This window comes from Streptomyces sp. GMY02, from assembly GCF_019056675.1.
Taxonomy (GTDB): Bacteria; Actinomycetota; Actinomycetes; order Streptomycetales; family Streptomycetaceae; genus Streptomyces; species Streptomyces odonnellii.
In genome coordinates this window covers 4,260,027-4,283,055 of sequence record NZ_CP077658.1, presented here as the reverse complement: position 1 = coordinate 4,283,055, position 23,029 = coordinate 4,260,027, and the positions used below count along the sequence as shown (strand labels likewise).

Sequence of the window (23,029 nt, the reverse complement as noted above, 5' to 3'; positions counted from 1 at the left end):
ACCTTCATAGGCCAGAGCCTAATAATTCCCATTTGATAGGGAAAGTCCGCGTGCGCGAGTACGGGCCTACCGGGCCTCAGCCGTCCGGCGACCCGGCGCTCGCGCACCAGCCACCCGCGCCCCGGCCACCTGCGCGTCCGCCACCCGCGCACCGCCCAGACCCCCAGCAGCAACCCCGGCCGCGTCCCCCGCCCGCTCCCGCTCCAGCATCCGGCGCAGCGGCCCCTCGCCCGCCGCCAGCTCGGCGTACGTACCCCGCTGTACGGCACGGCCGCCGTCCAGCACGATCACCTCGTCCACCGCGTCCAGCCCCCGCAGCCTGTGGGTGATCAGCAGCGTCGTACGGCCCTCCGTCACCTCCAGCAGATCGGCGGTCAGCGCGTCCGCGGTCGCCAGGTCGAGATGTTCGGCGGGCTCGTCCAGGATCAGTACGGGAAAGTCGGCCAGCAGCGCGCGGGCCAGCGCCAGCCGCTGCCGCTGCCCGCCGGAGAGCCGGGCGCCGTGCTCGCCGACGAGCGTGTCGAGGCCCGCGGGCAGGGAATCGGCCCAGTCGAGCAGCCGGGCCCGGCGCAGGGCCTCACGCAGTTCGTCCTCGGTCGCGTCCGTACGGGCGAGCCTCAGGTTCTCGCGTACGGAACTGTCGAAAAGGTGCGCGTCCTGCGCGCACAGACCGATGAACCGGCGGACGGTGTCCCCGTCGAGCGAGCCCAGGTCCGTACCGCCCAGCCGGCAGTCCCCCTCGCGCGCGTCCAGGAAGCGCAGCAGCACATGCGCGAGCGTGGTCTTGCCCGACCCCGAGGGCCCGACGACGGCGACGCGCTTCCCGGCGGTCAGGGTCAGATCGAGCCCGCTGAGCGCGTCCCGCCGCTGCCCCGCGTACCGCGCGGACAGACCCCGCACCTCCAGCGGGAACGGTGATACGGGAGCGGGGGCCGGCCGCTCCGGTTCCTGTACGGGGACGGGGGCGTCCAGTACCTCGCACACCCGCTCCGCACTGCGCACGGCCCGCCGCCTGTGCCGCACGGCCAGCGGCAACCCGGTGACCGCCTCGAACGCGGCGAGCGGGGTCAGGACGACCACGGCCAGTTCGACGCCGTCGAGCCGACCCGCGCGTACGGCCGCCACGCCCACCAGCGCCGCCGCGGCCACGGTCAGTCCGCAGGCCAGCGCGGAGAGCCCGCCGCCGAGGGCCTGGGCGCTCGCCCCGCGTGCGGCAATCGCCGTCAGCGTTCCGTCGGCCTCGCGCACCTGGCGCAGACGGCTCCGCAGCGCGCCCGCGACGGTCAGTTCGGCGGTGCCCCGGAGCAGATCGGCGACCCGGGTGGCCAATGCTCCGCGCGCGGGGGCGAGCCGGTGCTCGGCCCGGCGGGCGCAGGCGGCGCTCACCAGCGGCACGCCGACCCCGGCGACCAGCAGCCCGGCGGCGAGTACGGCGCCCGCCTCCGGCAGCAGCCACGCGGTGAATCCGACCGTGCCCGCCGCGACCAGCAGTGCGGTACCGGCCGGCAGCAGCCAGCGCAGCCAGTAGTCCTGGAGTTCGTCCACGTCGGCGACGAGCCGGGACAGCAGATCGCCGCGCCGGGTCCCGCCGAGGCCGGCGGGCGCGATGCGCTCCAGCCGCCGGTACACCGCGACCCGCAGATCGGCGAGCGTCCTGAGCACGGCGTCATGCGAAACGACGCGCTCGGCGTACCGGAAGACGGCCCGGCCTATCCCGAAGGCGCGGGTGGCCGTCACCGCGACCATCAGATAGAGCACGGGCGGCTGTTCGGAGGCGCGTGAGATGAGCCAGCCGGAGACTGCCATGAGCCCGACGGCGGAGCCGAGGGCGCAGCTTCCGAGGAGCAGGGCCAGTACGAAGCGGCCGCGCAGCGCCCCGGCGGCGGCCCGCATCCGCGCGAGCGGAGCAAGCGAGGCAAGCTGAGCAAGCGAATCCCCGGCCGCTACGGGCAGTTCGCCGCCCAATGCCGGTACGGCCTGCTCTTCGGAAGCTTCGCCTACGGGACGCGCGGGCGCCGGAGCGGAGCCGAGGCCCCGCTCCCCCGCCGAGACTCCCTCGCCAGCACCGGACCGCGAAACCTCCGCGCCGACGCCAAGCCGCGGAACCTCCGCGCCCGCGACACCCACGCCCACGCGAAGACCCGGATCGGCTTCGCCCACGCCACGCACCGAATTGGCTTCGCTCACGCCAAGCCCCGGGTCCGCCTCGCCCTCCGACCTCTCCCGCAGCGCGACCACCCGGTCCGCCACCGCAAGCAGCGCCGGCCGATGGACGACGAGCAGCACCGTACGGTCCCTGGCCAGCCGCCGTACCGCCTCGACGATGCCCGCCTCCGTCTCACCGTCGAGCGCCGCCGTGGGCTCGTCCAGCAGCACCAGCGGCCGGTCGGCGAGAAACGCCCTGGCCAGCGCGAGCCGCTGCCGCTGACCGGCCGAGAGCCCGGCACCGTCCTCGCCGAGCACGGTCAGCACCCCTTGGGGGAGCGCCGCCACGAACTCGTACGCGCCCGCCTCCCGCAGCGCTTCCCGTACCGCCGCGTCGTCCGCGTCCGGCCGGGCCAGCCGTACGTTCTCCGCGATCGTCCCGGCGAAGAGGTACGGCCGCTGCGGCACCCAGGCGATCCGCTCCCGCCAGCCGTACGGGTCGAGCGCGGCCAGATCGCGGTCGTCCACCCGTACCCGCCCCTCGTCAGGCGTGGTGAATCCGAGGACGACATCGAGCAGCGTGGACTTCCCCGCCCCGCTCGGCCCGACCAGGGCGACCGTCTCCCCCGGTTCGACCGTCAGCGAAGCCGCGTCCAGCGAGGGTTCCTTACGGCCCTGATGGCGTACGGTCACCGCCTCCAGCTCCAGCCGAGGCGCACCGGAGCCGGTGATCACCTCCGTACCGCGCGCCGGAGGCTCGGTCTCCAGGACCGTGAAGATCTCCTCGGCGGCCGACAGCCCCTCGGCCGCCGCGTGATACTGCGCCCCCACCTGGCGGATCGGCAGATAGGCCTCGGGGGCGAGGACCAGCACCACCAAGCCGGTGTACAGATCGAGATCGCCGTGCACCAGCCGCATCCCGATACCAACCGCGACCAGCGCCACCGACAGCGTCGACAGCAACTCCAGTGCGAAGGACGAGAGGAAGGCGATCCGCAGCGTACGGAGGGTGGCCTGCCGGTACTCGGAGGTGATCGTACGGATCGACTGGGCCTGTGCCTTGGCCCGGCCGAAGACCTTGAGGGTCGGCAGCCCGGCGACCACATCCAGGAAGTGGCCCGACAGCCGGGACAGCAGCCGCCATTGACGGTCCATCCGCGCCTGGGTGGCCCAGCCGATCAGCACCATGAAGACCGGAATCAGCGGCAGGGTCACCACAATGATCGCCGCCGAGACCCAGTCCTCAGTGACGATCCTCGCCAGGACCGCCACCGGTACGACCACAGCGAGTCCGAGCTGAGGCAGATAGCGCGCGAAGTAATCATCTAGGGCATCGACCCCGCGCGTGGCGAGCGCGACCAGCGAACCGGTGCGCTGCCCGCTCAGCCAGCCCGGACCGAGTTCCGCCGCCCGTTCCAGCAAGCGCCCACGCAGCTCGGACTTGACCGCAGCGCTCGCCCGGTGGGCCGCCAGCTCGGTCAGCCAGGAGACCAGACCGCGCCCGACGGCGACCGCGGCCAGCAGAAGCAGGGGAGTACGCAGCTCGGAACCATCGAGCCCACGCTGGAAGCCGCCCACCACCACCTCGGCGATCAGCATCGCCTGAGCGACCACCAGCCCTGCGCCGGCCAGCCCCAGACCCACCACGGCAGCCAGAAAGAAGCGGGTGGCGCGGGCATAGCGCAACAGGCGCGGATCGATTGGTTTCACGTGAAACACCTACTCCTGATGCCGCCCGACACTCATGACCCTGGTGACCCTGGTGACCCCGAGCGATCACCCAGCAAATCCCCCGTAGCAGCTCACGCGTCCGCGATGTGCTGCGTCCCTATCCGCTTGCGGAACACCCAGTACGTCCACCCCTGGTAGAGCAGCACCACCGGAGTCGCGATCCCGGCGCACCAGGTCATGATCTTCAGCGTGTACGGGGTGGACGAGGCGTTCGTCACCGTCAGGCTCCAGGCCGGATCCAGCGACGACGGCATGACATTCGGGAAGAGCGTCAGGAAAAGCATCGCGACGACGGCCACGATCGTGACGCCGGAGAGGGCGAAGGACCAGCCCTCACGCCCCGCCGCGATAGCCCCGACCGCGCCGGCCAGCGCCGCCACGGCCACGATCAGCGCGACCAGGCTCGTACCGTCGCCGTTGTCCGCCTGGGTCCAGAGCAGAAAACCGAGCGCCAGCACGGCGGTGAGCAGCCCCAGCCCGACGGCCAGCTTCCTGGCCCGGACCCTTATGTCCCCCACCGTCTTGAGCGCGGCGAACACCGTGCCATGGAAGGTGAAGAGAGTCAGCGTGACCAGTCCGCCCAGCAGCGCATACGGATTGAGCAGATCCCCGAAGCTGCCGACGTACTCCTTGTGGGCGTCGATCTCGACGCCCCGCACGATATTGCCGAAGGCGACACCCCACAGCACCGCGGGCAGCAGCGAGGTCCAGAAGATCGCGTGCTCCCAGTTGCGCTGCCAGTTCTCCTCGGGCCGCTTGGCCCGGTATTCGAAGGCGACACCGCGCACGATCAGACAGACCAGGATGAGCAGCAGCGGCAGATAGAAGCCGGAGAAGAGGGTGGCGTACCACTCGGGGAAGGCGGCGAAGGTCGCCCCGCCCGCGCTCAGCAGCCAGACCTCATTGCCGTCCCAGACGGGCCCGATGGTGTTGATGAGGACCCGCCGCTCCTTGCGGTCGCGGGCCAGCAGCTTGGTCAGGATGCCGATACCGAAGTCAAAGCCTTCAAGGAAGAAGTAGCCGGTCCAGAGAACGGCGATCAGAACGAACCAGACATCGTGGAGTTCCATAGCTCCTCACGTCCCTCGGTCGAATCGTCAGTACGAGAAGGCCATCGGCCGGTCGGCGTCCGCCGGATCGCCGCCGATCTTCGTGGGCGGATGGAGATCCGCGTCCGTCAGCTCCGGCGGCCCGGCCTTGACGTACTTGATCAGCAGCCTGACCTCGATGACCGCGAGGACGGCGTACAGCAGGGTGAAGACGATCATCGAGGTGAGCACCTCGCCCTGCGAGACACCGGGGGAGACCGCGTCGGCCGTGCGGAGCACCCCGTACACGACCCAGGGCTGGCGCCCCGTCTCGGTGAAGATCCAGCCCCAGGAGTTGGCGATCAGCGGGAAGAGCAGGGTCCAGAGGGCGGTGATCCAGTACCACTTGGCGAACTTGGGGCTCAGCGCCTTCTTCCTGAAGAGAACGAGATGCGGCACCTCGTCCTCGCCGGTCCGGAGGGCGGGTGGCAGCAGGAACTTCTTCCGGGTCAGCCAGAGTCCGAGCAGGCCGATGGCGAACGACGCCATGCCGAAGCCGATCATCCAGCGGAAGCCCCAGTAGGCGACCGGGATATTGGGCCGGTAGTCGCCGGGCCCGTACTTCTGCTGCTCGGCCTTGTTGACGTCGTTGATGCCGGGGACATGCGAACTGAAGTCGCTGTTGGCGAGGAAGGACAGCAGTCCGGGGACCTCGACGGCCACGGTGTTGTGGCCCTTCTCGACATCTCCGTACGCGAAGAGCGAGAAGGGCGCGGGCGCCTGGCCCTCCCAGAGGGCCTCGGCCGCGGCCATCTTCATCGGCTGCTGCTTGAACATGACCTTGGCGAGCGTGTCACCGCTGACGGCGGTGAGCAGTCCGGCGATCACCACCGTGACCAGGCCGAGGCGGAGCGAGGTCCGCATCACCGGGATGTGCTTCTTGCGGGCGAGATGGAAGGCGGCGATTCCGACCATGAAGGCGCCGCCGACCAGGAAAGCGGCCGTCAGGGTGTGGAAGAACTGGGTGAGCGCGGTGTCCTGGGTGAGGACTTTCCAGAAGTCGGTGAGTTCGGCGCGTCCGGCTTCCTCGTTGATACGGAAGCCGGTCGGATGCTGCATCCAGGAGTTGGCCGCCAGGATGAAGTAGGCGGAGAGGACCGTACCGATCGAGACCATCCATATGCAGGCGAGATGGATCTTCTTCGGCAGCTTGTCCCAGCCGAAGATCCACAGTCCGATGAAGGTGGACTCGAAGAAGAAGGCGATCAGCGCCTCGAAGGCGAGCGGGGCTCCGAAGATGTCACCGACGAAGCGCGAGTAGTCGGACCAGTTCATCCCGAACTGGAACTCCTGCACGATGCCGGTGACGACCCCCATCGCGATATTGATCAGAAAGAGCTTGCCCCAGAACTTGGTGGCTTTGAGGTACTTCGGATTCCCCGTGCGGACCCAGGCGGTCTCCAGGCCGGCGGTGAGCGCGGCGAGCGAGATCGTCAGGGGGACGAAGAGGAAGTGGTAGACGGTGGTGATGCCGAACTGCCATCGCGCCAGGGTCTCCGGCGCCAGAGCCAGGTACACGTCGCCTTCTCCTTAATCGCCTTGCACAACCGCCTCGCGCGCCTTCACCGGAGTGGTGACGGCGGCGGCTTGCCCCTTTCACCCCGGACATACCGCAACGAACAAGGCGAGCTTGTGAACGCGTTCACATTCACAAGCATTATGTCGCACACCCTTCCGGGCCGGCGCAGGGGGGTCGAAGACAAGCCACCGGCCATCTCCGGACAGCCGCCGGCCGCCTCCGGACACGCCGAAGGGGCGGCCCCGAAGGGACCGCCCCTTGCCGGCATCGCCCGGCACTCCTGGCCGCAGCCCGCCCGGCTGCTGGCCGCAACCCGCCCGGCTGCGACTCGCCCTGCTACATCTCCTTGCGGAACGTCTCGGCCGCCTGAAGGAACAGGTCATTGGCCTCGTGCTCGCCGATCGTGACCCGTACCCCCTCGCCCGGGAAGGGCCGTACGACCACACCGGCCGCCTCGCAGGCCGCCGCGAACGCGACCGTACGCTCGCCGAGCCGCAGCCAGACGAAATTGGCCTGGGTCTCCGGTACGGTCCAGCCCTGGCCGACCAGCCCCGCGTGCACCCGCTCGCGCTCGGCGACCAGCGCGCCCACCCGCCCCAGCAGTTCGTCCTCGGCACGCAGCGAGGCGATCGCCGCCTCCTGTGCGATCTGGCTCACGCCGAACGGGACGGCGGTCTTCCGCAGCGCGGCGGCCACCGGCTCATGGGCGATCGCGAAGCCCACCCGCAGCCCGGCCAGACCGTACGCCTTGGAGAACGTACGCAGCACCGCCACATTCGGGCGGTCGCGGTAGATCTCCAGCCCGTCCGGCACCTCGCCGCCCTCCGCGCCCCGCCCGGGCCTGATGAACTCCCGGTACGCCTCGTCGAGCACCACCAGCACATCGCCGGGCACCCGGTCGAGGAACCGTTCCAGCTCGGCCCTGCGCACCACCGTGCCGGTCGGGTTGTTGGGGTTGCAGACGAAGATCAGCCGGGTCCGCTCGGTGATCGCGTCGGCCATCGCGTCCAAGTCGTGCGCGTCGCCCGGGGTCAGCGGCACCTTTATGGAGGCCGCGCCCGCGATCTGGGTGATGATCGGGTACGCCTCGAAGGAACGCCAGGCGTAGATGACCTCGTCCCCGGGGCCCGAGGTGGCCTGGAGCAACTGCTGGGCGACCCCCACCGACCCCGTACCGGTCGCGAGATGCGAGACGGGCACCCCGAAGCGGTCGGCCAGCTCCTCCATCAGCCCGCTGCAGGCCAGGTCCGGGTAGCGGTTGAAGGCGCCCGCGGCCTCGATGGCCCGCTCCATCACGCCCGGCAGCGGCGGGTACGGGTTCTCGTTGGAGGACAGCTTGTACGCGGCGGGGCCGCCGGACGCCGTCGGCCCGCCAGGTTTGCCCGGCTTGTACGTGGGGATGCCGTCCAGCTCGGCACGCAGCTTGGGGCTCGTCTCGCTCACCGCAGGTCCTCCTCGGCCGTTCACGGGTCCGTACGACTTCGACTCCGGCATCACCGTCATGGACACCGGCGTCGGCGCCGGCATCGATGACGACTTCAATGCTGCACACCTTATGAGGATTCGCGTCCGCTGCGAATGGCGGCCGAAGGAGGTCCGTCACACACGGGCCGCACACACCGGCCACACTCCGGCCGCGCCCCCGCAGCACTCCCGCCGCACCCCGGCCGCGCCGCCCGCAGCACTCCCGCCGCGCTCCGTCGCGCAGCCGCAGGACACGCGCCGCGCGGCTGCCGGCCCCCGCCCGACGGCCGCAGGACGTCCTGCGGGAGGCCGGCGGATGACCTCCGGAAGGCCGCCGGGAGAGGGGCGCACGCGCTTCCCTGGCGCGCGCCGGTGGCCCACGCCGTGGCGCGCGTCCCCCGTAGAGGTGAGTTGAGACCTCTTCGAAACATGGCCCCTTCGCCAGGTCCATGCCGCTCGTTGCATGGCAGAACATAGCTACACGTGTTAACTCCCTTGCCTTCCAAGGCCATTTACCACCTTCAACCATGCAAAAACGTGCCTGCCCATAGGTGATTGTGCGACCGGACCCACCGCCCGCCCGAGCCCTACTATCGGCTCGCCATGACAGCAGCAGGGAAACACCAGGTGAGCCGGACGGACACATCCCGCCGGGGAAGCCGGCAAGGTCGGGCGGGCATCCGGGACGTGGCCGCCGCAGCCGGTGTCTCCATCACGACTGTCTCGGACGCGCTCAACGGCAAGGGCCGGTTACCCGACGCCACCCGACGCCATGTCCGAGAAGTCGCCGAACGCCTCGGCTACCGGCCGTCCGCCGCCGCCAGAACCCTCCGTACCGGCAAGTCCGGCCTCATCGGCCTGACGGTGACGACGTACGGGGATGAACCTTTCACCTTCACCGAGTTCGCCTACTTCGCCGAGATGGCCAGGGCCGCCACCTCCGCCGCACTCGCCCGCGGATACGCCCTCGTCATCCTCCCCGCCACCTCCCGCCACGACGTCTGGGCCAATGTCGCCCTCGACGGCACCGTCGTCATCGACCCCTCCGACCACGATCCCGTGGTCACCGAACTCGTCCGCCAGGGTCTTCCCGTCGTCTCCGACGGCCGGCCCGCGGGCACCCTTCCCGTCACCGCCTGGGTCGACAACGACCACGAAGCGGCCGTCCTCGATCTGCTCGACCATCTCGCCGCGGCCGGCGCACGCCGGATCGGCCTGCTCACCGGCACAACCACGGACACCTACACCCGGCTCTCCACCACCGCCTATCTGCACTGGTGCGAACGAGTCGGCCAGGACCCGGTCTACGAGTCCTATCCCGCCCACGACCCGTGCGCGGGGGCCGTCGCAGCCGACCGGCTGCTGGCCCGCCCGGACCGGCCCGACGCCGTCTACGGGCTCTTCGACCCCAACGGCACCGATCTGCTCGCCGCCGCACGGCGGTACGGACTGCGGGTACCGGACGACCTGCTGCTCGTCTGCTGCAGCGAGTCCACCGTGTACGCCTCGACGGAGCCGCCGATCACCACGCTCTCGCTCAAGCCGCGCCGTATCGGCACCGCGGTCATCCAGCTCCTCATCGACGCCATCGAGGGGCTGGAGACCGACCGGCCGGTCGAGCAGGTGATACCGACCGAACTGATCGTCCGGACCTCCTCCCAGCGCCGCCCTCCGCGCACCACGGTCAGCGCGCCCCGGTCCCCCGCGGGTGACTGACCATCAGTACGGCGGACCCCGGGCCGCGCGGAGCACAGCACGCGGTCAGGGGCTGCCGAGAGCCCGGGACACAACGGGAACAGGTGGTACGGGCGGGACGGACGGGGCCGGTGGAGAACTGGTTGAGCCGGTGCAATGACCGGTGAAGGCCCAGACCTTTGACATTTCGGGCGATCGGCCCGAAAACAGCCGGTGAACCAGAGGTGCAATCGGATTCACCACCCCTGGTGCGTCACACGGGAGGACCCGCATTCCTATGATGGGCGCACGACACCGCGGACCTTCGCTCACCGCCGACGGGCTCACCCCCACCGGCCGGGCGGGCCCCACAGGTGTACGGCGGCACGACGGCGGTGGAGGGGTCGATGACACAGGGGGCCGGCCAGGGACCCGTGGTGCGGACGGCGACGTTGCGCGACTTCCGCGTACCGCCGTACGCGCTGGTTCCCGTGCAGTCCGGAGAACCCGGCCCGTCAGGCCCCACGGCCGCCGGCCCGTCCGGGCACCCCGGCAACGCGGTCCCCGATGACGAACCCCCGGAGGGCTACACCCCCACCGAACGCGATCTCCCGGTGATCAACCGGGGGGACACGGTCCAGGTGCACGTCGGCCCTGCGGCGGAGTCGCCGGTCCCCGACGGTCTCGGCCCGCTCTATGTCGTCGGCGATGTCCACGGTTATCTCGACGAACTCCTCGCCGCGCTGGCCGAACAGGGGCTGATCGACGCCGACGGCCACTGGGCCGCGGGCACCGCGCGCCTCTGGTTCCTCGGCGACTTCACCGACCGCGGTCCCGACGGCATCGGTGTCATCGATCTCGTGATGCGGCTCTCCGCGGAAGCGGCGGCGGCGGGCGGCTACTGCAAGGCCCTGATGGGCAATCACGAACTGCTGCTGATCGGCGCCAGACGTTTCGGCGACACCCATGTCAACTCCGGTGCGGGTACGGCCACCTTCCAGGCCGCCTGGCTGCTCAACGGCGGTCAGCGCACCGATATGGAGCGCCTCCAGGACGTCCATCTCCAGTGGATGTCCCGGCTCGACGCGGTGGTCGAGGCGGACGGACATCTCCTCCTGCACTCCGACACGACGGCCTATCTGGACTACGGGTCCACGATCGAGGACGTCAACGACACGATTCATCAGATCCTCACGCGCAATGACGCGGACGAATGCTGGGATCTGTTCCGCAAACTCACCAAGCGCTTCGCCTTCCGTGACGACGGCGGCCCCGAGGCCGTACGCGAACTGCTCTCCCGGTACGGCGGACAGCGCATCGTCCATGGCCACAGCCCGATTCCCTATCTGCTGGGCGAAGTCGGCACCGAAGACGCCTCGGACGGCGAAGCCGACACGGGTCCGCTGGTGGAAGGGCCACACGTATATGCCGACGGACTTGCCATCGCGATGGACGGCGGAGTGACGATGGCGGGAAAGCTGCTGGTCGTCCGGCTTCCCCTGGAGAACTGAGACAACAGGGTCAAGCCGATTTGTGTAAACCCCCTGTCACCCCACGCCGAAACAGCTCTACCATCGGCTTATCCGTAGCAGGCTCTCCTCCGTTTCCGCCAACTGCCCGTACCCACGCGGGCGAGCCGGCCCTACGGAGCATCGGGGGATGCACATGAACAGCGCTCCGCACCTGCTGAGCGAGGATCGCGCGGAATTCGAGCGGATCCTCGATGACGTGCTGCACAACGCACACGAGCGCCCTGATCTCGCCGCGATCGGGGAGCGGCTCAACAGCGAGCAGCTACGCACCATGGCCCTGAAGTCCACGGCGCGGATCACCACGGCCGCGGCCGCCGAGTACGAGCACTACAGAAAGATCCGCGAGGAGTTCCGCTCACCAAGCCTTTCCGCTTCTGCCCGACCGGACTCCGTACGAGCCGACTCCGTACGGGCCGACTCGGCGCGTCCCGACGCGGCCCGCTCCGGTTCAGCTCGCTCCGATACTGCTCGCCCCGACTCGGCGCACGATTCCGTGCTGGACCCGGCCGAGGCAGAAGTGCCGGTATCCGGCGCGGGGTTCACGGCGATCATCACGGTGCTGGTACCGGTCCTCGGCGGCATCGCCGCGGTGATCTTCCTGCTCGTCGGCTATCTCCTCAAAGCGCTCAGCCGACCGCCCGCGTTCGCCGACAGCCTGCTCGCCGTGGGCTGGTTCTTCGGTGCCGTCACGGCGCTGGGCATCCTGGCCGCCGCGATCGGTCTGCTGGTCACGGCCCTGCGCAACCGCAAGACCCAGCTCCCGGCCGAGGAGTCGCCGAGCGCCGAGCTGCCCGACGAGGTGGCCCGGGCGCGGGAGGCCTGGCGCCATGCGCTGCTGGAGCGGGGCCTTCTGCCCTTCCTGCGCGACGTTCTGGCCGACCCGAGCGCGGATCCGGCCGCCCCGGGACCGGCCCGCCCGGTCAAGCACCTGCCCAAGATCGGCTACAGCCGGCCGGACTTCAGCAGCCCGGACGAGGGTGCCGCCACCGGCCAGCGCCCGAGCTTCACCAGCCCGGACTTCACCAGCCCCGATTTCGGCGGCGCGGACCACAGGCCGGAGTGACCCCGGCCGGGGTCACTGTCCCGGCCGCCGCGCGGAACCTCGCCGACATCGCGGCGCCCCCGGACCCCGGTCCTTACCGACCCACTGTCTCTACCGACCACTGTCCTTAACGACCACTGTTCCGGAGGCCTCGGCCCGGCGGACCACCGGCCGGAGTGACTCCGGCCGGTGCCAAGCTCCGATGGCCCGCCGTTCCGCAAGCCTGCCCTTCAGGGCTCCGCGCAGTGCTCAAGGCCCGGCGCGGGGCCCTGTCCGGACAGGGCCCGGGCCGTGTCCGACTGATCCCGTCCGGCACGGCCCAGGCCCAGCGGGCCGCCGGTCCTCAATCCGCCGGGCTCACTCCGCCAGCGGCAGATAGACCCGATTGCCGGCCGCGGCGAATTCCTTGGACTTCTGTGCCATGCCCGCCTCGATCTCGGCGTCCCCGATCGCGGCGCCCGCCACGTCCGCGCTTCCCGTACCGTCGCCGTCGCCCTCCATCTCGCCGCCGTGCCGCCGCCGGATGTCCTGGGAGATCTTCATCGAGCAGAACTTCGGGCCGCACATGGAGCAGAAGTGCGCCGTCTTCGCCGGCTCGGCCGGCAGCGTCTCGTCGTGGAACTCCCGGGCGGTGTCCGGATCCAGGGCCAGATTGAACTGGTCCTCCCAGCGGAACTCGAACCGGGCGTCGGACAGCGCGTCGTCCCACGCCTGTGCCCCCGGGTGCCCCTTGGCGAGGTCCGCCGCATGCGCGGCGATCTTGTACGTGATGACACCGGTCTTGACGTCGTCCCGGTCCGGCAGCCCGAGGTGTTCCTTGGGGGTGACGTAGCAGAGCATCGCCGTACCCCACCACGCGATCATCGCGGCGCCGATACCGGAGGTGATGTGGTCGTACGCCGGAGCCACATCGGTCGTCAGCGGGCCGAGCGTATAGAACGGCGCCTCCTCGCAGATCTCCTGCTGGAGGTCGATGTTCTCCTTGATCTTGTGCATCGGGACATGGCCCGGGCCCTCGATCATGGTCTGTACGCCCAGCCGCTTGGCGGTCGAGTTCAGCTCCCCGAGCGTGCGCAGTTCGGCGAACTGGGCCTCGTCGTTGGCGTCCGCGATGGACCCCGGACGCAGGCCGTCGCCGAGGGAGTACGTCACGTCGTACGCCGCGAGGATCTCGCACAGCTCCTCGAAGTTCTCGTACAGGAACGACTCCTTGTGGTGCGCGAGGCACCACGCCGCCATGATCGAGCCGCCACGCGAGACGATGCCCGTCTTGCGGCGCGCCGTCAGCGGAACGTACCGCAGCAGCACCCCGGCATGGACGGTCATGTAGTCGACGCCCTGCTCGGCCTGCTCGATGACCGTGTCCTTGTAGATCTCCCAGGTCAGCTCCTCGGCCTTGCCGTCGACCTTTTCGAGCGCCTGGTAGAGCGGCACGGTGCCGATCGGCACGGGGGAGTTGCGCAGCACCCACTCGCGAGTGGTGTGGATATTGCGGCCGGTGGAGAGATCCATGACCGTGTCGGCGCCCCAGCGGGTCGCCCAGGTCATCTTCTCCACCTCCTCCTCGATCGAGGAAGTGACCGCGGAATTGCCGATGTTGGCGTTGACCTTCACCAGGAACCGCTTGCCGATGATCATCGGCTCGATCTCCGGGTGATTGACATTGGCCGGCAGTACGGCACGGCCCGCGGCGATCTCCTCGCGCACGACCTCCGGGGACACATTCTCCCGGATCGCGACGTACTCCATCTCCGACGTGATCTCCCCACGCCGGGCGTACGAGAGCTGCGTCACGGTCTGCCCGGCACGCGCCCGTCGCGGCTGGCGCGGCCTGCCGGGGAAGACCGCGTCGAGGTTGCGCAGCCCGCCACGCGGCGCCGTGTGCTTGAGCCCGTCGTCCTCGGGGCGGACCGGCCGGCCCGCGTACTCCTCCGTGTCACCCCGCCCGACGATCCAGTTCTCCCGCAGCGGCGCGAGACCGCGGCGTACATCGGTCTCGACTGCCGGATCGGTGTACGGACCCGATGTGTCGTACAGCGTGACGTCCTGGCCGTTGGTGAGGTGCACCTGGCGGACCGGTACCTGGAGGTCCGGGCGCGAGCCCTGGACATATCCCTTGTGCCAGCCGATAGTCCTCTGAGTCCGGCTCGAACCCTGAGCCTCGCTCGGATTTCCAGACTCGTTTCCAGAATCGGAGGCAGGCGTGTGTGCGTCCTGAACGGTCATGAGACCTACTCCCTACGCCGGCATTACCCGGTAACAGGTTCAGCGGTCGGCGCAGCTCAGGGGTCCAGGGGACATGCCCCGGAACGCCACAGTCAGCGCCCTCTCAGCCCGGTGCTCCGAGCTCCCGCGTGTGCAAAAGGTGCCCCCACGCTAGCGTCATGTCCGGCGTGCTGAACAGAGGGCCTCAGGCTTCTTGCGATGATCGGTCGGTGACCTCAACCCAGCAGACCCACGAATCGCACGGGCACACGCACAGTCATGGCCCCGCCGCGCCGGTCTCCCTGCACCTTCGCAAGGTCATCGCGGCGGTTCTGATCCCGTTTGCGGCCGCCGTGGCGGTCGGTCTGGTGGTGCTCTGGCCCGGCGGCGCTCCGGCGCATGAGCGTACGGGAGTGGGCTTCGACCGGCAGACCGAGCAGGGCCGGGTGGTGCAGATCGAGCAGGTCGACTGCAAGTCCGTGAACGCCGCCCAGATCCCGTCCACCGGTGACACCTCCAAGCCCCAGGGACGCGAGGCGGAACGGGAGCAGACCGGTGACTGCAAGAAGGCCACGATCGAGGTCACCACGGGCAAGGAGAAGGGCCGGACCTTCATCGAGATCGTCCAGCCGGACGCGCCACGGCAGTTTCACGTGAAACAGGGCGTTGTGGTGGCATACGCACCCGACGCCCCGCGTGATCTCCAGTACTCCGTGACGGATGTCAACCGGAAGGTCCCCATGGCTCTGCTGGCCGGGATCTTCGCGCTCGCGGTGGTCGTGGTGGGGCGGCTGCGCGGGGTCATGGCGCTGGTCGCGCTGGCTGTCTCGTTCGCCGTGCTGACGCTGTTCATCCTGCCCGCGATACTTCAGGGCTCGAATCCGCTGGTCGTGGCGGTGGTCGGGGCCAGCGCGATCATGCTGATCGCGCTCTATATGTGCCATGGACTGACGGCCCGAACCTCGGTCGCGGTTCTTGGCACACTGGTCTCCCTGCTGCTGATCGGGCTGCTGGGATCGGTCTTCATCGGCTGGGCGAGCCTGACCGGCAACACCGATGACAACACCGGTCTGATCCACGGTCTCTATCCCGGGATCGATATGAGCGGTCTGCTGCTCGCGGGGGTCATCATCGGTTCGCTGGGTGTCCTCGACGATGTGACGGTCACCCAGACCTCGGCGGTCTGGGAGCTGCACCAGGCGGACCCGTCGATGGGTCCCCGTGCCCTCTACCGGGCGGGTATCCGGATCGGCCGGGACCATATCGCCTCGGTGGTCAATACGCTGGTCCTGGCCTACGCGGGCGCCGCCCTGCCACTGCTGCTGCTCTTCTCGATCGCGCAGTCGGGTGTGGGTACGGTCGCCAACAGTGAGCTGGTGGCGGAGGAGATCGTACGGACCCTGGTGGGTTCGATCGGTCTGGTCGCCTCGGTGCCGGTGACCACGGCGCTGGCGGCTCTGGTGGTCTCCGCCGACCGGGCGGGACACGGGGCGCCTCCCGTGCCTCCCGTACCACCGGCCCAGGCTCCCGGGACCGCGGATCCCTGGCCCACGGGCCCGGCAGGTCCCGCAGGTCCGGCAGGCCCGCAGACAGGGCCTGCGCTGCCGGTACAGAGCACACCGGCGCGCGGGCTGGGCGGCGGCAGGGGCCGACGCCGCAAGAAGTAGGTCCGCACGAAGTGGATACGTTCAGCACCGACCGAGGCCTTCAGCGCCGACCGTGGCCTTCAGGACCGACCGGGGCTTCGGCACCGACCGGGCCGCGAAACGGCCGCCGGGAAGGATCACCCGTACGGCCCCGTCCAGCCGGGCTCAGCCGGCGTTCTCCCCGGCCAGGATGCGGCCGAGTGCCTGCTCCAGATTGACCTCGAAGTCACCGAGCGTGCGCTCCTGGCCCAGCGGCACCAGCCGGTCCGTACGGTCGAGGAAGGCCACCAGCGGCGCGGCACTGACCCGGAAGAGCGCATGATCGTCCCCGACCTGGAGCCGGATATGCACGTCCGAGAGGTCCTCGGGCTCCGTCGGCGCGATGTGCACATCACCGTCACCGCTCGGCGTGTTGATGCCGTCGAGCAGTAGCTCACGGCCAAAAGTCCAGGTCACAGGGGCATCGCCGGGCAAATGGAATGTCATGCGCACCGCGTAGGGATCCCGCACCTCGTAATGGAGTTCCACCGGGATCCGGAATGCCAGTTCCTCGGAGACGAGGAAGCTCATCAGGACCTCGGCCTGCACCGACTCGCGCATCGCTGTACTCCGGAGTAGATGAAACAGTGGCTGGGAATGATCCCCATTGACCCTCTTGACGCAATCGTCCTGTAAGCGCTAGCGGATCACAAGGAGTAATTTTTCAGATACGGAAAGAGAAGGCGAGCGGGCTGACCAGCGATGCGATCCCGTTGCGTAATCGTTCCACCTCCGGAAGCGGTCGCTCCCGTTGACGGTGAGACACAGAAAAACCCACGGCCCGCGCTCTACCTCGCGGGGCCGTGGATCGCGAAACCGTGGATCGGAAAGCAGACAATCGCCGCGCTTCAAGCCGACGATCTTGCCGCGACGATTCTGCACAGCGTGTTGACGACTCCGCACGTCGCGTTGTGGGGCCGTGGCCACGGACTCACCCCCGGGATGCCGACGGGCGAGGGCCCGCCCGCGGGGGCCGCCCCCGCGTGCCCGCCGCACCCCTGAGGGGGACTGGGGGACGGAGAGATATGTCACTCTAAGGGCAGGTCCGCGACCGAGATGGTTTCTGGTTCACCTTTCCCTCGCGCGGGCTAACGGGCACGCGGCCCGCTGACCTACCAGTCGCCCCGCGAGGACGACGAGGACATGAACTTCCGTACGACATAGATGAGTCCGCCGACGAGTGCCACAAAGATCAGCACCTTGAAGAGCAGTCCGATCACAAACGCGACCACGCTCATGATCAGCCCGCCGAAGACCACGATGGCGATGACGGGCACCGCGATCCACTTCACCCACCAGGGCAGCCCCGTGAGTATCTCCCGAACCGCCATCGTCCTTACCTCGCTTCACCGAGTGGCACACATATCCCCTTGCACCATCGATGCTAGAGGCGCCGCGGCGCCCATGGAGGCCGCGCGGCCCCCGCTCTTCCCTGATCCGACCCTGAGCCACCCCTGAGAAGCGGAATCCTGAGTACATCCGAGAGACACGGTCAGCCCTCGGGCGGCGAGAACACGACCATCACCCGCAGATCCTCCGTGATGTGGTGGAACTTGTGCGCGACTCCGGCCGGCACATAGACCACGCTGCCCCGGCCGACCTGTGTCGTCTCCATCCCCACCGTGATCGAAGCCCGGCCGCTCACGACGAAGTACACCTCGTCCTGGCGGTGCGGCTGCTGCGGGTCGATCTCCCCGGCGTCCAGCGCGTACAGGCCCACTGACATGTTGCGTTCCCGCAGAAACTGCAGATACGCCCCGTCGTTGGCGGCACGCTCCGCCTCCAGCTCATCAAGTCGGAATGCCTTCATGCCACGATCAGACCATGAAGAATTTCGTAGTCAAGACGATCGCCAACGCGGGCGCTCTGGCAGTGGCCATCTGGCTGGTCCCGGACATCACGCTCACCGGTGACAACACCGCCAATCAGGCCTTGACGCTGGTGCTCGTGGCACTGGTCTTCGGCCTGGTGAACTTCATAGTCAAGCCAGTGGTGAAGCTCCTGACACTGCCACTGTTCATCCTCACGCTCGGCCTGATCACCCTGGTGGTCAACGCCCTGATGCTGCTGCTGACCTCATGGCTCGCGGACAAGCTGGACCTGAGCTTCCAGGTCGACGGCTTCTGGACCGCCGTCCTCGGCGGACTGGTCATCTCGATCGTCTCGTGGGCGCTCCACGTCGTACTCCCCGACAATGACTGACCACCCCGTGAGCGGCGACAGCACGGGCATCGGGGACGGCACGCGGGCCGTACGTGCCGGGCTCCCGGACCCCGTGACATACGAACCGACCCTGCCGGGGCCGGTCTTCGCCGCCCACTACCACCTCCCGGGCGAGCCGACGGGCCCGTACACCTACGGGCGGGACGAGAACCCGACCTGGACGCATCTCGAACGGGCCATCGGCGAGCTGGAGGCGCCGGGGGAGTCCGTCGAAACCGTCGTCTTCGCCTCCGGCATGGCCGCGATCTCGGCGGTGCTCTTCTCGCAGCTCCGCGCCGGAGAGATCGTCGTACTGCCGGACGACGGCTATCAGGCCCTGCCGCTGCTGCGGGAGCGGCTGGAGGCGTACGGCGTGACAGTACGGACGGCGCCGACCGGCGGCGACGCCCAGCTCACTGCCCTCGACGGCGCCAGGCTGCTCTGGATCGAGACGCCGTCCAACCCGGGTCTCGATGTCTGCGACATCCGGCGGCTGGTGGACGCGGCGCATGCCGCAGGTGCTCTTGTCGCCGTGGACAACACCCTCGCCACTCCGCTCGGCCAGCGGCCCCTGGAACTGGGCGCGGACTTCTCGGTGGCCAGCGACACCAAGGGCATGACGGGCCACGGCGATGTCCTGCTCGGCCATGTGACCAGCGCGGATCCCGCGCTGGCCGCGGGGGTACGGCGCTGGCGCAAGGTCGTCGGGGCGATCCCGGGGCCCATGGAGGCCTGGCTCGCGCACCGTTCGCTGGCGACGCTCCAGCTCCGCCTCGACCGGCAGTGCGCGAACGCGCTGACGCTGGCCCGGGCACTGGAGGGGCGCGACGAGGTGACCGGGCTGCGCTACCCCGGGCTGCCGGGCGACCCCTCGTACCCTGTCGCCTCGCGGCAGATGCGGCGGTTCGGCTCCGTGGTCTCGTTCGTACTGCCGGACCGGGAGCGGGCCGAACGCTTTCTGGCCGGACTGCGGCTGGTGGACGACGCGACAAGCTTCGGCGGCGTACGGTCGACCGCCGAGCGCCGCGGGCGGTGGGGCGGCGACGCCGTACCGGAAGGTTTCATCCGCTTCTCCGTCGGGGCCGAGGATCCCGAGGACCTGGTGGCGGATGTGCTGCGCGCGCTGGCCGGGTCGGCTCACTGAGCGGCGCGCTCGCCGAGCGGCGCGTACATCGCGGAAACACGGACGGTCCGAGCCTCCCCCCTCATGGCTCGGACCGTCCCAGGTCCCGTGCGTTCCACGCGCGGAGAACCATTTGCACAAGGCTAGTTGACTCTGCGTCAGTGTCCAATCACAGTAGCGACAGCAAGCTATCGACATATTTATAGTTGACGGTCCGAAGCTGCGGGGGCGTGCTACGAGACAGGAGAGCAGGACACGGGACATGGACCTCGCTCTGCTGCGTACCTTCGTCACCGTCCACCGCGCCGGCTCCTTCACCCGTGCCGCGGCCCTGCTCGGACTCTCCCAGCCCGCCGTGACCAGCCAGATCAGAACCCTGGAGCGGCAGCTCGGCCGCCCGCTCTTCCTGCGCCAGGCGCGGGGCGTGACCCCCACGACGATCGGTGACGAACTCGCACAGCGGGCGGCGCCCCATCTCGACGCGCTGGTCGAGATCGCCGAGAGCGGGCTCGACGAGGAGTCCGGCGTACGGACGCTCCATCTCGCCGGGCCGCCGGAGTTCACCTCCCTGCGCGCGCTTCCCGCGCTCGCGCCGCTCACCACCCAGGGCCTCGCGCTGCGCACCTCGTTCTCCAGCAACGCCGAGGAGGCCCTGGACGGGCTGGCGGCCGGGCATCACGATCTGGTCATCACCACGGCACGGCCCCGCGGTGGACTGCTCACCGCCACTCCCCTCTGCGACGAGGAACATGTGCTGGTCGCCGCGCCCCGCTGGGCCGCGCGGCTGGGACACACGGTGCTGCGCGAGGGGCATGTGGTGCTGGAGCGGCTGCCGGTGGTGGAGGTGCACGAGTCCCTGCCGCTCGTCTCGCGCTACTGGACGGCCGTCTTCGACTCCCGGCCGGCCACCGCGGGCACGGTGATCGCGCCCGATCTGCGGGCCGTACTGGAATGCGCGGTGGCGGGCGCGGGCCTTGCCGTACTGCCCCGCTACCTCTGCCAGGGGGCGCTGGAGCGGGGAGAGGTGGTCGCGCTCCTCGATCCGCCGGTGCCTCCGCTGCGCACGTACTTCCTGGTCGTACGCACCGGCACCCTCGCCCTGCCGCCGGTCGCGCGGGCGCACGAGTGGCTGCTGCGCGCCGCGGCGGACTGGTGACCGGGCGCCCGGCGGGAGTTTCAGAACGGGTGGTACGGGCGAACCTCTTCCCATGACCGAACGGCCCGTGGTCAAGCGCACCGCACGCGCCATCCTGCTCGACGGGGACGATCTGATCCTCATCAAACGCACCAAGCCGGGGGTGGACCCGTACTGGATCACTCCGGGCGGCGGGGTCGAGACGGCGGACACCACCGTCGTCGACGCGCTCCACCGCGAGGTCCACGAAGAACTGGGCGCCAAGATCGTCGATGTGGTGCCGTGTTTCGTCGACACCGTGGAGCACATCGCCGGCGGCGGAGTGACCGGCGTCAAGGTGCAGCACTTCTTCGTCTGCCGGCTGGAGTCGATGGACACCTCGCTGCGGCACGGCCCCGAGATGGACGAGCCCTGCGGGGAGTACGAGATCGTCCGGGTGCCGTTCAGCCGGGTCGGGATCGCCGCCGTCCATCTCGTACCGCTGTCGCTGCGGCACTATCTGGACGGCAATATCGAAGGCGTGCGCGCGATGCACGCCCCCGACCTGGGCTGATGGCCGCTGGCTGATGGCCACCGTTGAGCCGTGTCCGTCCGTGAGTCCGGACGCGCGGTCAGTTGGCGCCGGCCGCCACCAGCTCTTCGAGTGAGTCGTGGCGTATCCGCTCGGAGGGGATCCCCGCGCCCTTGAGCGCGTCCAGCCCGCTGCGGATCATCCCGGGCGGTCCCGACAGATACGCGTCGTACTCGTGCCAGGGACCGTGCTCGCGCACCGCCTCCGGTAGCTGCCCCTTCAGGCCCAGGCTCGGCCCCTCGGCGACCACCGGGCGTACGGAGAGCCAGGGGTGCTCGCTCTGGAGCCGCAGCATCGTCTCGATGTCGTACAGATCCTGATCGCTGCGCGCTCCGTAGAAGACCTCGACCGGGCGCCGGTGGCCGTGCTCGGCGACATCCTCGACGAGCGCCTTGATCGGCGCGATGCCGGTGCCGCCGCCCAGACAGAGCAGACCGTTCCGGCTGCTGTGGTCGACGGTCATCGAGCCGGCCGGCGGGCCGAGGCGCAGTACATCGCCCGGACTGGAGTGATGGACAAGGGCGTTGGATACCCAGCCGGCCGGGACGGCCTTGATGTGGAAGGACAGCAGCCCGTCCGGGCGCGGCGCCGAGGCGAAGGAGTAGTGCCGCCAGACCCGGGGCCACCTCGGCGTCTCCAGGCTGGTGTACTGCCCGGCCAGGAAGGGGTACGGCTGGTCGGGCCGGACCGTGACGACGGCTATGTCCGGGGTGCGCAGTTCATGCGAGACCACTTCGGCCTGCCACCAGGCCGGGGCGTGCAGCTCGTTCTCGGCGGCGGCGTCGATCATGATCTGCGAGATGGTCGTGTACGTCCTGACCCAGGCGGCCTCGGTCTCGTCGTCCCAGGTCTGGAGCGCGTAGCGGGTCAGGGCGCCGATGAGGGCCTCGCCCACGGCGGGGTAGTGCGCGGCCTGGGTGCCGTACTTCCGGTGCCCGCGCCCGAGCTGGCGGAGATAGCCGGTCAGGATGTCCGGGGTGTCCATGTGCTCGGCGGCGGTGAGCAGCGCCTTGAGGAGACGGTCGCGCTGGGCGTCCATGGCCGCGGGGAACAGACTGCGCAGATCGGGGTGGCGGACGAAGAGCAGCGCGTAGAAGTACGAGGTGAGCTGGTCGGCGACGGGCGCGACCTCGTCCAGCGTGCGGCGGATGAGGACCGCGTCGGGGGACGCGTTCGCGTCCTCGGCGAAGAGCGAGCCGGAGGTCTCGGGCGCGGTGGTGGACGGCTGCGAGGCGGGCACCTCGGGAGGCAGCGCGGCGGACACCGAAGCCCCTCGCGGCACCGGAGCCTCCTGGGGCAGCGGTGCCGCCTGGGGAGGCAGCGGACCGGCGCCCCGGGCCTCACTGGCGCGCGGCTCGGACGAGCGCGGCTCAGCGGCGCGCGATTCGGAGGGGCGCGGCTCGGAGGCGCCGGTATCCGTGGCTCGGGGCAGGGGCCCGGGCAGCGGCGCGGCGGTCGGTACGGCGGCGGGCTGTGCGGCGGCAGTCGGCACGGCGGCGGGCTGTGGGGCCGGGGGGCGTGCCTCGGGGGGCTGCTGTACGGGGCCGGGCCGTACGGGTGTCTGCATGGGGGCCTGTACGGAGGCCTGCTGTACGGGTTCCTGCCGCGTGCCGGCAGATCGTACGGCGGCGTCCCCCGAGGGCGTGGGAGAGGCGGGCTGCGGCACTCCACCGGGCGCGGCCGGCGTACCGGGGCCCTCGTGGACCGGCGGATGCACGGCGGGTACGTCCCCGCCGCGGGGCCCCTTGGTGCGGGGCCGGAAGGCGTCGGGTACATCGTTCACGGGCGCCGGAGGCCGGGGGGCGGCATCCGGCCGGCTGTCATGCCCCGCGGGGCCCTCGCGCGAAGGCCGCCCAGGACGCGCCGCCCCGGAACCGACCGGGCGTATGGACGCAAGTGACCGGCTCGGCACG

Annotated in this window: 17 protein-coding genes and 1 riboswitch; of the genes, 8 read left to right on the top strand and 9 right to left on the bottom strand. The window is 69.8% G+C overall.

The features are described 5' to 3' along the window. Positions 1–66 precede the first annotated feature (66 nt). From cydD to hisC, 4 genes are all read right to left on the bottom strand, one after another. Positions 67–3,855, bottom strand: a complete 3,789-nt coding sequence (cydD, locus tag KQY30_RS17920; protein ID WP_217307701.1) for a thiol reductant ABC exporter subunit CydD — start codon at positions 3,853–3,855, stop codon at positions 67–69. A gap of 92 nt (positions 3,856–3,947) precedes the next feature. Beyond that, positions 3,948–4,946: a cytochrome d ubiquinol oxidase subunit II gene (cydB, locus tag KQY30_RS17915; protein ID WP_217307700.1), complete on the bottom strand. Its 999-nt coding sequence runs from the start codon at positions 4,944–4,946 to the stop codon at positions 3,948–3,950. 27 nt (positions 4,947–4,973) lie between these two features. Beyond that, the gene (locus KQY30_RS17910; RefSeq protein WP_217307699.1) at positions 4,974–6,482 is read right to left on the bottom strand and encodes a cytochrome ubiquinol oxidase subunit I; all 1,509 of its coding nucleotides are present in this window, start codon (positions 6,480–6,482) and stop codon (positions 4,974–4,976) included. A 337-nt stretch (positions 6,483–6,819) separates the two neighbouring features. Then, on the bottom strand, positions 6,820–7,926 hold the full coding sequence (gene hisC / locus KQY30_RS17905; RefSeq protein ID WP_217307698.1) for a histidinol-phosphate transaminase: 1,107 nt from the start codon (positions 7,924–7,926) through the stop codon (positions 6,820–6,822). 624 nt (positions 7,927–8,550) lie between these two features. Between hisC and KQY30_RS17900 the strand changes: the two genes are divergently transcribed. The 3 genes from KQY30_RS17900 (at position 8,551) to KQY30_RS17890 (ending at position 12,216) form a co-directional block, all read left to right on the top strand. After that, a complete protein-coding gene (locus KQY30_RS17900; protein WP_079022854.1) occupies positions 8,551–9,663 on the top strand; it encodes a LacI family DNA-binding transcriptional regulator in 1,113 nt (370 codons plus the stop codon). 365 nt (positions 9,664–10,028) lie between these two features. After that, positions 10,029–11,132: a metallophosphoesterase gene (locus KQY30_RS17895; protein ID WP_217307697.1), complete on the top strand. Its 1,104-nt coding sequence runs from the start codon at positions 10,029–10,031 to the stop codon at positions 11,130–11,132. Between the two features lie 148 nt (positions 11,133–11,280). Further along, positions 11,281–12,216, top strand: a complete 936-nt coding sequence (locus tag KQY30_RS17890) for an ECF transporter S component (protein WP_217307696.1) — start codon at positions 11,281–11,283, stop codon at positions 12,214–12,216. Between the two features lie 336 nt (positions 12,217–12,552). Here KQY30_RS17890 and thiC read toward each other — a convergent pair whose 3' ends face one another. Then, positions 12,553–14,421 carry a phosphomethylpyrimidine synthase ThiC gene (thiC, locus tag KQY30_RS17885; protein WP_254407192.1) on the bottom strand — a complete coding sequence of 623 codons (1,869 nt, stop codon included), beginning with the start codon at positions 14,419–14,421 and terminating at the stop codon, positions 12,553–12,555. Further along, positions 14,414–14,559, bottom strand: a riboswitch (TPP riboswitch). (Overlaps the previous gene by 8 nt.) A 20-nt stretch (positions 14,560–14,579) precedes the next feature. Between thiC and KQY30_RS17880 the strand changes: the two genes are divergently transcribed. Beyond that, positions 14,580–16,067 (top strand): YibE/F family protein, encoded by a 1,488-nt coding sequence (locus KQY30_RS17880; protein ID WP_217307695.1) that lies wholly within the window; start codon positions 14,580–14,582, stop codon positions 16,065–16,067. 144 nt (positions 16,068–16,211) lie between these two features. On the opposite strand, the gene KQY30_RS17875 is transcribed toward KQY30_RS17880, so the two are convergent. From KQY30_RS17875 to KQY30_RS17865, 3 genes are all read right to left on the bottom strand, one after another. After that, a complete protein-coding gene (locus tag KQY30_RS17875) occupies positions 16,212–16,646 on the bottom strand; it encodes an SsgA family sporulation/cell division regulator (protein WP_217307694.1) in 435 nt (144 codons plus the stop codon). Positions 16,647–17,197: 551 nt separating this feature from the next. After that, positions 17,198–17,416 carry a DUF5326 family protein gene (locus KQY30_RS17870; protein WP_046494286.1) on the bottom strand — a complete coding sequence of 73 codons (219 nt, stop codon included), beginning with the start codon at positions 17,414–17,416 and terminating at the stop codon, positions 17,198–17,200. A gap of 161 nt (positions 17,417–17,577) precedes the next feature. After that, a complete protein-coding gene (locus KQY30_RS17865; protein ID WP_217307693.1) occupies positions 17,578–17,895 on the bottom strand; it encodes a cupin domain-containing protein in 318 nt (105 codons plus the stop codon). Positions 17,896–17,909: 14 nt separating this feature from the next. On the opposite strand from KQY30_RS17865, the gene KQY30_RS17860 reads away from it, so the two are divergent. From KQY30_RS17860 to KQY30_RS17845, 4 genes are all read left to right on the top strand, one after another. After that, on the top strand, positions 17,910–18,287 hold the full coding sequence (locus KQY30_RS17860) for a phage holin family protein (protein WP_217307692.1): 378 nt from the start codon (positions 17,910–17,912) through the stop codon (positions 18,285–18,287). After that, positions 18,280–19,431 carry a cystathionine gamma-lyase gene (locus KQY30_RS17855; protein ID WP_217307691.1) on the top strand — a complete coding sequence of 384 codons (1,152 nt, stop codon included), beginning with the start codon at positions 18,280–18,282 and terminating at the stop codon, positions 19,429–19,431. The genes KQY30_RS17860 and KQY30_RS17855 overlap by 8 nt, the downstream gene beginning before the upstream one ends. Before the next feature lie 241 nt (positions 19,432–19,672). Beyond that, positions 19,673–20,566 (top strand): LysR family transcriptional regulator, encoded by an 894-nt coding sequence (locus KQY30_RS17850; RefSeq protein ID WP_217307690.1) that lies wholly within the window; start codon positions 19,673–19,675, stop codon positions 20,564–20,566. A 52-nt stretch (positions 20,567–20,618) separates the two neighbouring features. Beyond that, positions 20,619–21,098: an NUDIX domain-containing protein gene (locus KQY30_RS17845; RefSeq protein ID WP_046494291.1), complete on the top strand. Its 480-nt coding sequence runs from the start codon at positions 20,619–20,621 to the stop codon at positions 21,096–21,098. Positions 21,099–21,156: 58 nt separating this feature from the next. On the opposite strand, the gene KQY30_RS17840 is transcribed toward KQY30_RS17845, so the two are convergent. After that, complete coding sequence (locus KQY30_RS17840) at positions 21,157–22,683, bottom strand: globin domain-containing protein (protein WP_254407615.1); 1,527 nt, start codon at positions 22,681–22,683, stop codon at positions 21,157–21,159. Positions 22,684–23,029: the final 346 nt, after the last annotated feature.